We start from the raw sequence: 16864 nt of genomic DNA, 5'->3' as shown, positions 1-16864 counted from the left end.
GCAACTGTATATGAAGTGGAGTTGTACGGTCCAACCTTAACGAACGAAACGGAGAGCTTCGATTCCAATGCGCCAGACGGTTGGCAGCTGGGGGAGCATACGAGGGTTGTTGATGGAAGACTTAGCATGGAATGGGAAGAGGACAATAAGGCTCTATTCACTTCCGGAGTGCTGGACGGCGCATTCGCATGGTCCGTGGATGTGGAGCAAGCCGGGTTAGATGATTCGCAACGGGCGTATCTTTATTTTAATTATCTGGATGCAGCGAATCATTACGCGCTTGAATTAACCGCTTCACACCTGCGGCTCATCCGCAAACTTCATAACAAGGAAACGATATTAAGAGAGGTTGCGCACGAGCATCCGAAATATGCAACCGTACGTTACGAGATTCGCCGGGATGAAGGGGATATTCAAGTTTCGTCCGGAACCGGAGGCACCCTTGAAACGGTGATTGGTGACATCTATGACGACAGAATCACATTCGGTATAGCAGGGGTCGGCAGCAGTTACAATGCGGCAAGATTCGACAACAGCATCATAGGACCGATTCATCTGGAGTACATGGAGGAATACACTGAGAACTTCAATGATCAGACCGCGCAAGGCTGGACATTGAACGGAATACTGATGAACGAAAACGGGTTTCTTAAAGGAGATTGGCCGCTCGCAACGATCGGAGTCTATAATGGAGGGGTATTGCCTAGCGAATACGAGTACCGCATGAAGGTCGTTCATGGCGGCGTAGGTGAACCTCAATTCTCCAGAATGGTGTTTAACTATCGGGACGAACAGAATTACGATGTACTGGATATTTCTTATGCCAAGCTGCACTTGCGGAGTGTGCGTGAGGGGATTACCCAGGAGCTGGCGCCTGAGCAGCCTCTTACCTATCATGAATGGCAAACTGTGTATTATACGATTCGCAAAGAAGACGGGAAAATCAAGGTGACAGGCGAATCCAACGGCGATTCTCGGATTTACTTCGATCAGATCCCTGTCGTCGCAGCGGGAGGAGGAAAGATAGGGGTTGGTGTTACTTGGGCTGCTTCCGATTTCGATGATATTGAGGTCAGGCGTCTGAAATCCGCACCTTCCACCTTCGTAAATTATGCGGAGAATTTCGACTCGGGTACAGCCCCAGGGTGGACACTCGACGGTATTACAGTTGCGGGTGACCATCTCAAGGGAAATAACGGTGTGGCTCAATCCGTATACACCTCTGCACAGCTGCCTGAACAATTCAGGTATAGTGTACTGGTGCGGCACGGAGGGCAGAATGAATCGAACAAGTCGAAATTGTTCTTTAACTACAAGGATGAACAGAACTATTATGTAGTTGAGATCAATCTGAACGGAATGAAGCTGAAGCAGAGGATTGAAGGTGTGGAAACGGAGCTCGGCGCCGCGCCGCTGACTTACGGGGAATGGTGGAACATTACCTATGTTGTAACGAAGTCTAACGGATTAATTAACGTTAAATCTGTTTATGAAGGAACCGAGTCAACTCTGACGGAAGCGCCGGCGGACCCTCTGTTAACGGGCGGCAACATTGCCGTTGGTGTAGAATACTCGGGTTCAGACTTTGATGATATTACGGTAACGGGATTGTAATTTGGCATCATGAATCAACCTTGGAACGCTGTCACTCTTCCTGAGCGGCTGCGTTCCAAGGTTATTTATTGTTGTCTCTCATGCCATAGAACCGCATAACCACGCGGTTTCTCGAGAAATGTACGCAGGATCGAAAAAGGTCCCCTCGCCATGAAAGCGGATTCGTCCGTCACGTTCATAAATTGTACCTGTTCGGAAATGTAAGCGGTATCGTAAAGTGGAAGCAGTAAGCAAACGGAATCGAAAGGGGGTGAACGACACATGAACAATCCCAGCTTAGTAAAGTCGATGGACCGGCAGCCGGTACGTAACTCTGCTCTAAAGAAAGCCAAGGAACAATGGAGATTGCTTCTGATCTTGTCTGTTCCTGTAGTTTGGTTATTTATTTTTCATTACATACCGATGCTTGGATTACAATTGGCGTTTAAAGATTTCTACGTTATGAAAGGCATATGGGGATCCCCTTGGGTCGGACTCAAGTATTTTGAACAATTTTTCAATTCGCCGTCCTTCGGTACCATCATTCGCAACACCTTAATCATTAATGCTTACACTTTAATTGCCGGCTTTCTGTTTCCCATTCTGCTGGCCGTGGGTCTGAACGAATTGCGGTCGAGATGGTTCAAGAAGGCCGTCCAGACGGTGACGTATATGCCCTATTTTATCTCCACGGTAGTCATGGTGGGGCTGGTTATGCAGGTGTTGGATCCCAGAATCGGTATCATCAACCAGATCATTACATGGTTTGGAGGGGAAAGCATCAACTTTATGGGAGAGGCCTCCTACTTCAAGTCGATTTATGTATGGTCGGAGGTTTGGCAGGTCACGGGATACTCGGCGATTATTTATCTTGCAGCCTTGTCCGGCATTGACCCTTCCTTGCATGAAGCCGCCACGATTGACGGAGCTTCCACGGTACAAAAAATTTGGAATGTGGATCTGCCGGGTATACGGCCAACCATCGTTATTCTGTTCATCTTAAGTCTGGGCAACGTAATGAATATCGGATTCGAGAAAATCTACCTGATGCAAAATTCACTCAATGCGTCAAGTTCAGAAGTTATTGCGACCTGGGTGTACAAAGTCGGGCTACAGGCTTCGAACTTCAGCTTCGGCACCGCGATCGGACTCTTTAATTCCATTATTAATCTCGTTATATTGCTTGCGGCTAACGCCATCGCCCGCCGAACCAGCGATTCCAGCTTGTGGTAACGTTCAACGAAAGCAACAGGAACAAACATGTATAAAGATAGGAGGGGGAGAGCATGAAGATTGGCCGTTCCCCGGGTGACCGCGTGTTTCACAGTTTTAATGTTGTGTTTCTTACGTTCTTTTTCCTAATTATCTTATATCCGCTGGTGTATATTGTCAGCGCTTCCTTTAGTGCCCCCTCAGCCATCATTGCGGGTAAAGTATGGTTCTGGCCGGTACAATTCACCTTGGATGGTTACAAAGCTGTGTTCAATAACCCCCAGTTAACGAATGGATTCCGAAATTCTCTATTCTATATGATCGCGGGAACGGCAGTAAATCTGATCTTTACCGTGATGGCCGCCTATCCCTTGGCGAGGAAAAATTTAATCGGAAGAAATTGGTTCATGGGATTGTTTGTCTTTACCATGATTTTCAACGGCGGGCTGATTCCCACTTTTCTTGTCATTAAAGATTTAGGTTTATACGATTCGCGCTGGGCATTGATCTTGCCAGTCGCCTTAAGTGTATTTAACATGATTATCATGCGTACTTATTTGCAGAATACCCTCCCTGCAGAGCTTTATGAAGCTGCCGAGATGGACGGGTGCAATGATTTTCAGTTTTTATTCAAAATTGTGCTGCCGCTTTCAGGTCCCATTCTGGCAGTCGTGGGTCTGTATTATGCTGTGTATCATTGGAATTCCTACTTTAATGCGCTAATCTACCTTCGGGATCAACATTTATTTCCTCTGCAGATTGTATTACGCAATATTCTGATTACCAATACGGTAGATCCGATGATGCTTAAGGATTTCGATGCTGTGATGAGGAAGCAGGGCTTAGTCGAGGTGCTTAAATACTCTACAATCGTTGTAGCCAGCGCGCCGATGTTCGCCATCTATCCGTTCGTTCAGCGTTATTTTGTCAAAGGGATGATGATTGGTTCAGTAAAAGGTTAAACGGTGTTATGATCAATGAGAATTATGGGAGGGTTTAAAGATGAAGTTAAAGAAATCACGGTCCAATACCGTTACAATCATGCTGGCAGCCATGTTAGCAATGACCGCATGCGGAACGAGTGAGAACGCATCCAACAATACAAACGCGGAAAAAACACAGAACAACACTACAGTTACTGCGAAGAGTGACAAACCGTATTGGCTGACAGATGAGAAAGTCACGTTGAAAGTGGTTGTGCCGCAGGATCCGGCCATCATCGATTTTGCCACGAACAACTTTACGAAATGGATGGAAGAACAGACGAATGTGCATCTTGAATTCCAATATGTCCCTACGGATAAGAAGAAGGAAAGTTTAAATTTGCTTCTTGCATCGGGTGAATTCCCTGACATTTTCTTAGGCTTGGATGTGCCGGATGATATGGAAGCGACCTACGGCGTATCGCAGAAAGTTTTCCTTCCGTTAAATGAACTCATCGAGAAACATATGCCTAATTTCACTCAGGTCATGCAAGATTATCCGAGAATCAAAGGTCAAATTACAGCTACAGACGGCAATATCTATGCTCTCCCATCCGTCAATGAGTGCTACCATTGCACCTATCAGCAACGCTATTGGTTGAACATGGATTGGTTGAAGACATTGAACTTAAAGGAACCGACAACCACGGAAGAGCTCTACCAGGTGTTGAAAGCGTTTAAAGAGAAGGATCCGAACGGCAACGGAAAGCAAGATGAGATTCCGCTGGTGGGAGCTTATGAGGGCGGATGGAATGCGAATGTGGACCCATGGCTGATGAGTGCTTTTATCATGGATCCGGGGATGTACAATAAGACGAAATTGGCCTTAAAGGGTGAGCAAGTAACGTCAACCGCGAACGAACCCGAGTATAAAGAAGGGCTGGCTTATATTCACAAACTCTACAATGAGGGCTTGATTTATGAAGCGTCGTTCACACAGAAGCAGGATCAGATGAAACAAATGTTGGCTTCCGAACCGACCATTGTCGGATCATTCACCTCAGGTGCAAGCGTAATTGATGTTGATCCGAACACGAATGAGAAGACGTACCGCCAATTTGACATGCTCGCGCCTGTAGCCGGCCCGTCGGGAACAGCCTCCACTCCGAAATTCGAATATGATCTGGCACAGCCCGGTGAATTCCTGATTTCGGCTAGTTCCAAACATGCGGAGATTGCCGCGAAATGGGCGGACCTTTTCTATGGCAAGAATTTCGATGTGCAATTGCGCAGACATAAGGGAAGCGAAGGCGAGGGTTGGAGGAAGGCGGAAGCCGGCGAAAAGGGTCTTGACGGCAGGGACGCGATCTTCACACCATTAAAGGCTTATAATACAGAGGCCCAAAATGATACATGGATCAGTGTGGGAATTGAATATTACCCTGCAGACTACCGTCTGGCGGAGAACGTTCCGCAAGAAGAAGATATTATGGCGCCTAAAGCTTCGGAGAAATTGCTTTATGTTCATACTAAGGATAAATACGAGCCTAAAGCATCTCAATCCATTAAAGTCATGCCGCCAACCAAACTGTTAGCTGAAGAAAACCAAGAGTTGTCGACGGTGAGAGTGGAGCTGGAGAAATATATCGAGGAGTTCCGCGTACGCTCCATCACGGAGGAAGGGTACCTGGATAATAATTGGGAATCTTACCGATCCAATCTGGACAAGTTAGGACTTACCCGATTCCTTGAAATTTATCAGACAGCCTATGAAAGACAATACAAGCAATAGAGTACTCCCCCGTAGATAAATTTTAATAAATTGCCTTTATACGCGGTCTTCCACCCTAAGAGGCCGCGATAAAGGTTATTTTATTTTCGCTGTCCCTGTTTTGGTGATAAAATAGAGAGTGCAACCAGGCACAAGAGGGGTGTTTAAAAGTGAGAAGGCTATCGTTGAATACGGACCAGCGGGTGTTTACAAGATTTATGCTTTCCTATCTGTTTGTTTTTCTCATCCCAATTGTAATCGGTTACATCATGTATGAACGCACGATTTCAACTTTGAGTGAAGATGCCCGTCAGAACAATGTAGCGATGCTCGAACAAAGCCGGGACATTGTAGATGCGCGGTTAAGCGAAATTCTGTTACAAGGGCAGCAGTTAGCGATTAATGCTAAGAACTTGTCCTTACACAAGGCAGCTGTATCCGGTAAGAAAACCCCGGTCTATCCGGTGTGGGATTTCTTGTATGATTTATCTCAATTTCAAATAACGAATCCTTTCGCCTCTGATTTTTATGTATTTTACAAAGGAAATCAGCTGATTGTTACATCAGATACGTCATATATTAATGCGGAATTTTTCTATAAGGAACATATTGCTTACACCGGTGTTACATATGATCAATGGCAGAAGCGGCTGTGGAATGACATGGAGAACGGGCAATATGTGCCGCTCGGCACCGTCGGAAACAAGAATAACGCCCGTGAATTGTTGGCTTATGTGCAGTCTTTTCCTCTGGGCGCCGCTAAACAACATCAATCCAAGATCTTGTTGCTGATTGAGCTCAAACAGGTGCAAGGTTTGCTCAATAAAGTAAGTATCGGTGACGATGGATTTGTCGTCATATTGGATCGGGAAGGCACACCTGTAACGGTTCTGTCGGGAAATTCCCGTACGTTGCCCACGGAGGATTTCGAGCAGCTTTTGACCGGCGGTAAGAGGGTGCAAACCTCTGAGGGAAGCGAGCTGATTGTATCAAGAGCGGTGTCCAGATATAACGGTTGGAATTACATAAGCGCTGTTCCGGCTTCATCGGTGTATGCCAAAGTAAACTATATTCGCGAGATCATATCCGTGTTCATTATTCTGGTGCTTCTTGTAGGTCTGTTCGTTATTTACATACTTGCCCGGAAAACTTCGAGACCGCTGCGGGAAATGAAAAGAGAGTTGGAGGAGCAGCGGCCTTACCTGCAGACGGCATTCATCCGCCGGTTATTATACGGAGAGTTTCGGAATGAATCGGAACTGGCGCAAGAACAATTGAGGCTGCATATGAATGTGGATTGCTCCGACTTCGCCGCAGCTTTAATATCGTTCTATCCAGAAGAACCGAATGAGAATACAGGGAATGATGTCTCGTTGGAAAGCCCGGATGTAGCCAGGGTTCTAGTAAAAAAGGAATGGAGTAAAGCAGGGGGGGACGACCGGGTATGGTTCTATGATATGGGTGACAATAAAATTGGACTGATTACATTCTATGACAGGGAAGAAACGGATTTGCAGATGCGCATTCAGGAAACAACCGACGCCGTGTTGCAGCAACTTTCCCCTTACGGCATCTATATTCAAGTTGCCGTGGGAAGTCTTAGACGAAAGGTAATCGATGCAGGGAGCTCGTTCGATGAAGCGCGCCAAGCCGCCGATTATTTCCGTTATAAACCGGAGCAATCCGTGCTGTGTTATCACGAAATCCCTAAAGAAGATCAGATGTTCTACTATCCGATTGATCTGGAAATTCGGTTAATCAGCGCCATGAAATCAGGTGATGCCGATACGGCTACCGCACTGCTGCATACGGTATATGATGAGAATCAGAAGAGAAGATCCTTGTCCGCAAGTATGTTGGAGCAATTACTCTTCTCGCTTAAAGTAACAGTGTTGAGAGGCTTGAATTCTTTGCTTCCCGAAGAGCAGAGTGTGGACCTGTTAGAACCGATCCGTAACGCCGTAAGCATACAAAGCTTGGTTGCGGACACGAAGACAGCGATGCGCAGCGGCTTCAACCGGCTGGACGAGCTTCGGCAGAATGATCGTCATGAGTTGATTGAACGGGTACTTGAATCCCTGCACAGACAATATAACAAGGAAGGCATGAATCTCGATCATCTCGCTGCGGAATTCAAAGTGGTCTCATCCTCACTTTACACGTTATTCAGGGAACAGGTGGGAACTACCTTTGCTGATTATCTGGAAAAATACAGGATCCGTGAGGCCTGCAAACGCATTGAATCAAGTCAGGGCGGTGTAGCAATTAAGGACATTGCCTATGCTGTGGGCTATAACAATGATCACACCTTCCGCCGCGCTTTCAAAAGAGTGATGGGCATGCTTCCTTCGGACTATGCTTTAATAACAAGAAATTAGTCGGTAAATTTATAGTCTCTCCGACTGCATCGGAAGAAGTCCTTACTGGGTAAGGGCTTTTTTCGTTTACAGGAACATGCCGCAAGCTTACTAGACAATTTCGCATAATTCATAGTTCAGAGCAGATGATTTCACGAAATGCATAGTAGACCCAGTGGGTTCTGCATGGGAATATAGCTGTGAAAGGAGGCGAGGGCATTTATCAAGCAGAGACCGGACTCATGGCATTGAGATCAATGGCATCAGGAGGAACTCGCAGGCGATGAACTAAAACAAAGCGAGGAGATGAAGATTAATGAATGGGAAAAGGATGAATCCGAGAAAGCGAATTGCCAGTGTATTGATGGCCATGTCGATGTTGTTCCCCATTTTGCCAATATCGCCCGTATCTGCCGCCACTCTAAATGTAACCGCTTACGGAGCAAACGGAGGGGATACCTCGGATGACAAGCAAGGGATCACAAACGCGATTGCGGCTGCCGCCAGCGGGGATACGGTGTATTTTCCTTCAGGAACTTACTATATTACGGGAACGATCGCGGCCAAATCGGGTATCAAGCTGATCGGTCAGAATAAAGACACGACCATCATTAAGTACAGCGGAACGACCGATAACAACATGATTACGCTGAGCAATACGACGGGAGTTGAGGTGGCTCAACTGACGCTCGACGGAAACAATAATACGCACGTGGTTTCAGGCATTTGGGGAGAGCCCGGCGGTAACCATAATATTCATCATAATGTGATCAAGGATTTGATCAAATCGGACGGATTCGCACCGTTCGGCGTCATATTATCCGCAACAAACAACTCCATTATCGCGGATAACACATTCACCAACATCGGTGTCAATTCCACTTGGGGAGGAGCGATTCGGGCGGGATGGAACTCCAACAATACCCAAATTCTCCGGAACACGATCACCAATACCGGTCGCGGGGGCATCTTCGCCAACGATAATTGCAGCGGCGTTGTAGTTAAGGGCAATACGGTTATGGGATCAGGTTTGCATGAACACGGACTGGCGATTGAACTCCATACGAACTGTAACAATTCCGTAATTGAGGACAACACCACCGATCACTGGATCAGCGCGGTTCGTTCCTCGTATGTAGCGGTGAGACGAAATACGGTGCACACCACCGACGGTACCGTTCAAGGCATGGGACTTGAAGTCATGGTCGACCATGGCGTGACAACCGATAATCTGGTGGATGGCGGCCAGCAAGTCGGTATGCAGCAATCGCCAGGCACCGGATATCAATACTGGGGCTATAACACCATTCAGAACATGGTGATGTGGGGCATGCAGCTGCAAGGGGAAGGGACCGGCGAGATCGAACAATTCCAGTATTTTTACAAAAATATATTTAGAAACGGAGCGGCCGGACATCCCGCCGCCGCTTATCCCGGATATGACGGAAACGCGGTTCGTATTCACGGGAATTCACAGAACCTGACTTTTGACAGCAACCAGATTATCAATAACGGCCGGAAAGGAATCGAGATTACGAATGCAGCCGGCGTAGACCGTCTCAGCTTCATTAATAACATTATTACCGGCAACGGCGGAGCTTCCATTGATCAATACCCGGCCTCCGCGTCTCATCTGGAGTGGAGCAACAATACCGTAAGCGGCAATGGCACGAACACGCAACTGACGAGCCGCGGGTTCAGCAATCCAAAACCGGTAGCTAACTTCAGCGCGCCGCTTAGTGTGCAGCTAGGGCAACCGATAACGTTCACCAATTCATCCACGGATAACGGATCGATAGCGGAACATCTGTGGGATCTGGGCGAAGGTCCTCCGTTGAATTCGGTCAGCCCGACATATACGTACCAGAAAGCAGGCACATACCGTGTGACACTTGTGGTGTGGGATAACGAAGGACGCGCAAGCTTGAAAGAGCAGACCGTCAATGTTTATGCCGGACCGCCTGATACGCAGGCGCCGACGGCACCCGCTTTGACATCCCCGTCCAAGTCCAATGTTACGGTAGATCTCGCTTGGTCCGGGTCAACCGATAACGTCGGCGTTGTCGGCTATGACATTTACAAGAATGGTACGTTGGCAGGTTCGACATCCGGTGCCGGCGCGACTACGTTTACAGCAACGGGGCTTACGCCGAGCACGGCATACAGCTTCACAGTCAAAGCGAAAGATGCGGCAAGCAACGTGTCGGTTGCCAGCAATACACTGAACGTCACAACGGCAGCCGGAGATACGCAGGCTCCGACGACGCCGACCAACCTGGCATTGACAGGGAAGACGGATACGAGTGTAAGTTTGTCTTGGTCGGCTTCGTCCGACAATGTAGGCGTTACGGGGTACAATGTTTACTATGGAACTACCCTTGCCGGTTCGACAACAGGCCCGAGCGCCACAAACTTTACAGCTAGCGGACTTGCGCCTAATACGGCATATACGTTTACGGTTAAAGCGAAGGATGCCTCAAATAACGTTTCGGCCGCAAGCAATGCCGTTTCGGTAACGACAGAACCTCTGGCCAACTGGGTTCTCTGCGCGGGCGAAAATAATACGTGCAGCTTCTCGGGGACGAAGCAAGTTCGTTTCGGTGCGAACGGAAGCTACTTCTATGGAACATATACGAATTCTGTCATGTGTTCCACGAACCAATTTGGTGATCCGGCTCCTGGCGCCTACAAGTCTTGCGAAGTTAATTTGGCCGGGACCGGAGGCGGAGGCGATTCACAGGCTCCAACGGCTCCGTCCGGCTTAACGGCTCCTGCCAAGACGGATACCAGCGTGAATCTCTCATGGACGGCTTCAACGGATAACGTTGGCGTTACCGGATACGATGTGTACAGAGGTTCCACGCTTGCCGGTTCCACAACTTCCGCCACGACGTTCCAAGTGACAGGTCTTACGGCTAACACAGCGTACACCTTTACGGTGAAAGCGAAGGATGCGGCGGGCAACGTATCCGCGGCAAGCAACATCTTAAGCGTCACGACGAATGCCGGAACGGGCGCTAATTGGGTGTATTGCACCGGCGAGAACGGTACCTGCACGTTTACCGGCACGAAGGAAGTGCGTTACGGCGCGAACGGAAGCTACAATTACGGAACGTTTACCAATTCGGTCAACTGTAGCAACAGCACATTTGGCGACCCAATCTCAGGCACCGCCAAATCCTGCGACGTAAACATGGGCGGCAGCGGCGGAGGCGATACGCAAGCACCTACGGCGCCGACGGGCTTGATTTCACCGTCAAAAACCAGCACAAGCGTAAGCTTGTCCTGGACGGCATCGACCGATAATACCGGCGTTACCGGTTACGATGTTTATAATGGATCCACGTTAGCCGGTTCAGCGCCAGGAACAACGTTCACGGTTAGCGGTCTGACCGCGAATACGGCTTATACCTTTACGGTCAAGGCCAAGGATGCGGCGAACAACGTATCGTCTGCGAGCAACGCGCTGAACGTTACGACGAATGCTTCTGGAGGCGGCACCGGCAGCGTAACAAGAGAGTACTGGACCGGCATTGCCGGTACGTCCGTATCGAGCATTCCAACCGGCACCACCCCGTCCGGAACTTCCACGCTCACCACGTTGGAAGGACCTACGAACTGGGCCGACAACTATGGTGCCCGAATCCGCGGATATATTACGCCGACGACAACCGGCTCCTATACGTTCTATATCTCCGGCGATGATGAGAACCAATTGTTCCTGAGCACGAACAACAGCCCGTCGAATAAATCCATGATCGCTAACGTTTACGAATATACCGGCGTCAGGGAATGGAATAAGCATTCATCTCAACAATCCGCTGCTGTTACGCTTACAGCGGGCCAGTCTTACTACTTCGAAGTGCTCCATAAAGAAGGAGCGGGCGGCGATAATCTCGCGGTCGGCTGGACCGGACCGGGAATCAGTACCATTACTGTAATCGGCTCTTCCAATCTATCGGCATATTAGTCAAGGATCCATGCCAAAGACACCTGAAGCGGCATCCGCTGCTTTAGGTGTCTTTATATTGTTACAAATTAAACGGAGCCCTGCCTCCCCTTACGAAATTCACCGGGACTATAGCCTGTGTGCTTTTTGAAAAGCCTGATAAAATAGTTGTCATTCTCAATACCAACTTGTGCCGCGATCACCGAGATTTTGCTATCCGTATGAATTAATAAGGATTTGGCATCCTCTACCCTTAAATAATTTAAATATTGCAGAGGCGTCAAACCCGTGTGTTTCTTAAGGCAACGCGTCAGATAATCAATGTGAAAATGCAACGCCTCTTCCAGATCCTGAGCTTTAACCGGTATCTTATAATTTACTGACAAATATTCCTTAATCTGGTGGTTTAATTTCATGGATGGCGTTACTTTCAAAGAGTGCTGTAGTTGTTTCTGCAGCCTGTTTAGGAAGTCCAGCATGTAAATATGCAATTGCAGAGCGTTGCCGGTGTTAATCATACTATGAATCCGAAGCATCGACTGGAGCACAGGAATGAGTTCAGCAACCTCCACGTCTATATATTTAGGCAAAAACATGGCGTGCTCACGCGGTAACAAATCAACATCTGTTCCCTGCTGAATTATACGGCTCCATTCAATGTCGGTAAGTGGTTTGAGGCGAAACTCGAAGCATACCTGCGCTCAGGGGGGCGAATTCTAGCTACCGGCACTTCAGGGCTCTATTCGGACAAACCCGAATTCGCATTGGATTTAGGAGTGACATGGAAAGGTGAGAATGCTTTCAGGCCAAGTTATTTTAAGCCCCATTTTGAACTGGAAAATCTGGGTCAATCCTCCTTCGTTATGTACGGAAAGGGGCAACAGGTGGAAGTTACTCATGGCGGTTCTGTACTTGGGGATGTTGAGAACTCGTATTTTAATCGCGATGTATTCACATTCTGCTCCCATTTGCACAGTCCGAGCACACTTGTCAGCGCCGGACCGGGAATGGTAGAAAGCGCCAATGGCGTATATATGGCCTGGAACGTATTCGAGGATTACGCGACGAAGGGCAGCCTTATTCTGAAAGAGACGGTGTTATACGCGTTGAATCGGTTGTTGGCTGATGCGAAGACGGTGTCTACCAACTTGCCGGCACAAGGGGTGATTACGCTTCAACATCAGGAAGAGGAACAACGCTATGTCCAGCATTTACTCCATGCATCGCCTGTTAAGCGGGGGAACGGAATTGAAATCATCGAGGATATTATTCCGATCAATAACGTGAACGTCCCTCTGAACATAGGTAATCGCGAGGTGAAAGACGTGTACTAGGCGCCGCAGATGACGCCGCTCCCATACACGGTAGAGGGGAACAGAGTGCAATACACCGTGCCAAAACTGGATTGCCATCAGATGATCATTATCGATTATTAAACAATAATCCAGTTAAATCGCACGATTCTGCATGTACGCTGACTTTTTCGTAGGATATGATACGGATAAAATAGCGGGAAGGTGCAACTTACATGGAAGCAAGGCGGGTTATCAGCAGGATTGAGGCGGGGAACGTTGAAATTCCGGCAGGAAAAAGAGTGCCGAAAGGCTGGAAAGCGAGAGCCTTAGTACCACACGGCGAAGATATCTTTTTGGGCTGGTCGCCTGTTCAAGGGCAAGGTCCGTCCAGGCTAAGGTTGACGGTGGCTATCGATATCCGGGAAGAGATGATGATTGAGGTCAAGCTGGCTCAGTCGGGGGAGCTCCTTGGACATCTGGATGTCCGTTATGCGAATGTGTTTCAACCTCATGAGTTATCGTTAACGGAGCCGCAGACGGATGCGGTCATGAAGGAAGGCGTTTCTTTACGACTGGTAAAGGGCAGCGTCCCCTTCTGGTTCTTGATTTCAGCGGAGCCTCATCTGGTTGCCGGAGGAGAGCTGCTGTTGCCCCACCTCATGTTTGAACAGGCGGTTCAAGGCGATTCTCTAGAGAATTTCTATGCTACGATGGCTTCCATTTCTTCCATTCATCCCTTCGGCTGGATGGAGGGCTGTGTGCTGGACGGTCTGCTGGATTTAGCGGAAACGACGGGACAAGAAAGCTACCGGACGGCCGCTACTGCCCATCTGCAGGTGTTCCTGGATAAACAGGAACGCTTAACGTATGAAAATCCGCGCAGCGAACCGATGGATGATGAAATTTACGGAATGGAAGGCACGTTGCCGTTCGCGGCGATCGCCCGATTGCGGGGCCGCCATCCCTTAGTGGAACAAGCCCTCCATTTCTGGTACGGTACGCGGGATGAAGAGGGAAATATATTGGACGGAACGATGCTATCCGCCGAGGGGAGCTATACGGTGGCTTATCCTATGGCTGTGTCGGCGCAATGGTACGGTGTGGAATGGAGAAAGCTTGCTGTCCAGCAGCTTACTTTAAGATCGCGTAAGCTGGTTCAAGACGATGGGCTGTACCTGCGTCTCGAACAGGATGGCAGCCGTTCCTTTAAAGATTGGGCCAGGGCTCACGCGTGGCATCTGCTGGGATTGGTCCGAACGATGAACGTTCTGGGCCAGGCGCAGGACACCGCGGTACTCGAGGCCGAGCTTAACAGGTCGCTGAATGTGGTCATGAGCAGGCAGAGGGAAGACGGTCTGTGGGGAGTGTTCTTAGATGACCCTGGATCCGTGCCTGACACCTCCGGTTCCGCCGGCATTGCGGCCGCGGCGGCCATGGCCATAGCGGGAGGCTGGTACAGTCTGGAGGATCCATCAGCGCTGATCCGAACCAAGGAGTCGCTAATCCGGTATTTAACACCGGACGGGATCCTCACCGGAGTAGCGCAGGGGAATAAGGGCGGCATGGAGTTACAGACGGGCTCCTATCGTGTAATGTCCCAGATGGGGATGGGATTGTTCGCCCAGTTGCTGAGCGCGCTGTCCCGTGTTGAGGAGTTGCCCGCGGGTAATGTTATGCGTTAGATCGGGTGAGTCATCGGCAGATGCAGACCGTAATAGATGCTTCTACTTCCGGCAATAATCCCGAAGTTTGCCGGAATCAGCGGTCTTAATAAGGACAGAGCAATCAGATTGGATCTGATGCTTTGTCCTTATTTGTGTCTTACAGCGTTGCATTTATTCTAACAAATCGTAAGGACGCTTAGAAGGGCATTTGCGATGATTTGAATTTCTAACGAATCGGTATGACGCTTAGAGGGCATATAAGAGGAATATAACCAACAAATACGTGCCTAAGGATGCCTGCGATTCGTTAGAAATTAACAAAGGTGTTATTTAGCGTTTAAGCGTTACTACGATTCGTTAGAAAGTTTTCCGACGGGCTTTGATATTATCCCTTACATAATGCTAGAAAACTAATACATTTCTATATATGCGTTCTTCCTGTATTTGCTATGCTGAGTTTACCGGTCAAGCACAAGCATCCGGAATTAGCGAACCAAGGAGGTTAGAGTTGTAAGCGCTTAATTTTGCTATGAATATTACTCTATTGGAGGTTTAAAATTAATGAAAAAGACGTGGCTTGTGTTCACCCTGCTAATCACTCTACTTGCAAGCGTGCTGCCCCTCACGGCGAGTGCGCAAAGTGTCGCTTGGAAAGGCAATCAAAGCTACTACCCGCTGGGCACCAACTATGCCTGGTATGATTACGGCAATGATTTCTCCAACGCCAGCTTCAATGCCAACTGGAACACGATCAAGACTCAAATTGACGATATGGCAGCCAAGGGTGTCAAAACAGTTCGATGGTGGGTATTCGCCGGGATGATGTCCGCGCCTAACTTCTCCGGAAGCGGGCTGGGCAGCACGGTGACCGGATTGCCTGACGGCTGGGTTCAGAACATGGTGACAGCTACCGACTACCTGCATTCCAAGGGGATGAAAGCCTACTATTGCTTCGTGGCGCATGACATGGATATGGCGTGGAACCAATGGTCGAATCATGAGGATATTGTTTCCAATACGACGGTTCAGAACAGCTATTTCAACAACGCCATCAAACCGATTGTCCAAGCCCTGGGTAATCACGACGGAATTATGGGGTGGGATATTATCAACGAGCCCGAATGGATGGTTCGCGATGAAGACGGCGGCGGCGCCGGAAACACGCAGGCTCAACCGCAAGCGAGAACCGCGTTTACGCTGGGCCAGCTTCGTACCTTTATCAAAAACAACGTCGATTTCATCCGCCCGTATGTGACGCAGCCGATCAGCGTGGGAAGCGCGTCCGCGAAATGGGTAGGCAAAGAGTACAACTTCTACAGCGGTTTGGGTCTGGATTTTTACGACTTCCATTGGTATGACTGGTACACGCCTTATTTTGACCCGACGGTTACGCCTGCCAGCAGTCTCGGTTTGGATAAGCCTGTGATTATCGGAGAGATTTTTGCCAATCCTGCCGCGCAATATACGGGCACGACCACACCTAAGAATCATTACTCTATCGGGGAAAAAATCTACCTAAACGGCTACGCGGGATACCTGGTATGGACGTGGAATGACCAGAACAGCGTTCAGGTTGCCAAGGATCACGTGGCGCCGCACTTGAACAATCTGATGAACCAATATGCCGAAATGGGCAGAGTTACAAGCAACAGCATCAGTTATGAGGCTGAGCATGCGACCGTTTCCGGATCGTACACGCTGCATCCGAATGAAGCCGGTTATGAAGCGTATTCCGCAAGAGGCTGCGTTTCCTTATGGAATGCTCCGAATACAGCCGTACGATATGGAGTGAATGCAACATCCACCCGTAACCACAGCCTGCAGGTTCATTATGCGAACGGGGATTCAACGGCGAAAGTTATGGATCTGTATGTCAACAATACGAAGGTCAACACGTTGACGTTCAATGCAACCGGTTCATGGGGGACCGTGGGAAGCGTCAATGTAACCGTTGGTTTGCAAGCCGGTGCGAATACCATTGAATTGAAAAGAAGCGGTACTCATTCATTAAATTTCAATATGGACAAAATCGTGCTTCAATAACAACAAAGAGTTGATAATATATTAGATTTCATTGATTTCCGCAGTTGTAAGTGCTTT

General features: G+C 48.6%; 10 protein-coding genes. 9 read left to right on the top strand and 1 reads right to left on the bottom strand.

Features of this window, described 5'->3' with window-relative positions; translation table 11 throughout:
* Positions 1–15: 15 nt before the first annotated feature.
* The 6 genes from SY83_RS09215 to SY83_RS23510 all read left to right on the top strand — a co-directional run bounded on the left by SY83_RS09215 (position 16) and on the right by SY83_RS23510 (position 11826).
* Positions 16–1614: a hypothetical protein gene (locus SY83_RS09215; RefSeq protein WP_068605976.1), complete on the top strand. Its 1599-nt coding sequence runs from the start codon at positions 16–18 to the stop codon at positions 1612–1614.
* A 261-nt stretch (positions 1615–1875) separates the two neighbouring features.
* Positions 1876–2826 (top strand): ABC transporter permease, encoded by a 951-nt coding sequence (locus tag SY83_RS09210; protein WP_068605975.1) that lies wholly within the window; start codon positions 1876–1878, stop codon positions 2824–2826.
* A gap of 53 nt (positions 2827–2879) precedes the next feature.
* The gene (locus SY83_RS09205; protein ID WP_068605974.1) at positions 2880–3767 is read left to right on the top strand and encodes a carbohydrate ABC transporter permease; all 888 of its coding nucleotides are present in this window, start codon (positions 2880–2882) and stop codon (positions 3765–3767) included.
* A gap of 40 nt (positions 3768–3807) precedes the next feature.
* Entirely contained in the window at positions 3808–5520 is a 1713-nt protein-coding gene (locus tag SY83_RS09200; protein ID WP_068605973.1) for an extracellular solute-binding protein, read from the top strand.
* A gap of 164 nt (positions 5521–5684) precedes the next feature.
* Complete coding sequence (locus SY83_RS09195; protein ID WP_068605972.1) at positions 5685–7877, top strand: helix-turn-helix domain-containing protein; 2193 nt, start codon at positions 5685–5687, stop codon at positions 7875–7877.
* Positions 7878–8187: 310 nt separating this feature from the next.
* Positions 8188–11826: a fibronectin type III domain-containing protein gene (locus tag SY83_RS23510; RefSeq protein ID WP_231891406.1), complete on the top strand. Its 3639-nt coding sequence runs from the start codon at positions 8188–8190 to the stop codon at positions 11824–11826.
* 68 nt (positions 11827–11894) lie between these two features.
* Here the strand turns inward: SY83_RS23510 and SY83_RS09185 are convergent, their stop codons facing one another.
* A complete protein-coding gene (locus tag SY83_RS09185) occupies positions 11895–12401 on the bottom strand; it encodes a helix-turn-helix transcriptional regulator (RefSeq protein ID WP_197480008.1) in 507 nt (168 codons plus the stop codon).
* A gap of 180 nt (positions 12402–12581) precedes the next feature.
* Between SY83_RS09185 and SY83_RS09180 the strand changes: the two genes are divergently transcribed.
* From SY83_RS09180 to SY83_RS09170, 3 genes are all read left to right on the top strand, one after another.
* The gene (locus SY83_RS09180; protein WP_068605969.1) at positions 12582–13139 is read left to right on the top strand and encodes a hypothetical protein; all 558 of its coding nucleotides are present in this window, start codon (positions 12582–12584) and stop codon (positions 13137–13139) included.
* A 194-nt stretch (positions 13140–13333) separates the two neighbouring features.
* Positions 13334–14782: a glycoside hydrolase family 88 protein gene (locus SY83_RS09175; protein WP_068605968.1), complete on the top strand. Its 1449-nt coding sequence runs from the start codon at positions 13334–13336 to the stop codon at positions 14780–14782.
* A gap of 543 nt (positions 14783–15325) precedes the next feature.
* Positions 15326–16807: a carbohydrate-binding protein gene (locus SY83_RS09170; protein WP_068605967.1), complete on the top strand. Its 1482-nt coding sequence runs from the start codon at positions 15326–15328 to the stop codon at positions 16805–16807.
* The last annotated feature ends 57 nt before the right edge of the window (positions 16808–16864 follow it).

It is taken from the genome of Paenibacillus swuensis, from assembly GCF_001644605.1.
GTDB lineage: Bacteria > Bacillota > Bacilli > Paenibacillales > DY6 > Paenibacillus_N > Paenibacillus_N swuensis.
The sequence above is the reverse complement of the archived record's forward strand: the minus strand, read 5'-3'. Positions and strand labels throughout refer to the sequence as shown.

Coding starts and splice junctions, on each gene's coding strand:
- SY83_RS09210 (WP_068605975.1), top strand. CDS start 1,876: ATGAACAATCCCAGCTTAGTAAAGTCGATGGACCGGCAGCCGGTACGT.
- SY83_RS09205 (WP_068605974.1), top strand. CDS start 2,880: ATGAAGATTGGCCGTTCCCCGGGTGACCGCGTGTTTCACAGTTTTAAT.
- SY83_RS09200 (WP_068605973.1), top strand. CDS start 3,808: ATGAAGTTAAAGAAATCACGGTCCAATACCGTTACAATCATGCTGGCA.
- SY83_RS23510 (WP_231891406.1), top strand. CDS start 8,188: ATGAATCCGAGAAAGCGAATTGCCAGTGTATTGATGGCCATGTCGATG.
- SY83_RS09185 (WP_197480008.1), bottom strand. CDS start 12,401: ATGTTTTTGCCTAAATATATAGACGTGGAGGTTGCTGAACTCATTCCT.
- SY83_RS09175 (WP_068605968.1), top strand. CDS start 13,334: ATGGAAGCAAGGCGGGTTATCAGCAGGATTGAGGCGGGGAACGTTGAA.
- SY83_RS09170 (WP_068605967.1), top strand. CDS start 15,326: ATGAAAAAGACGTGGCTTGTGTTCACCCTGCTAATCACTCTACTTGCA.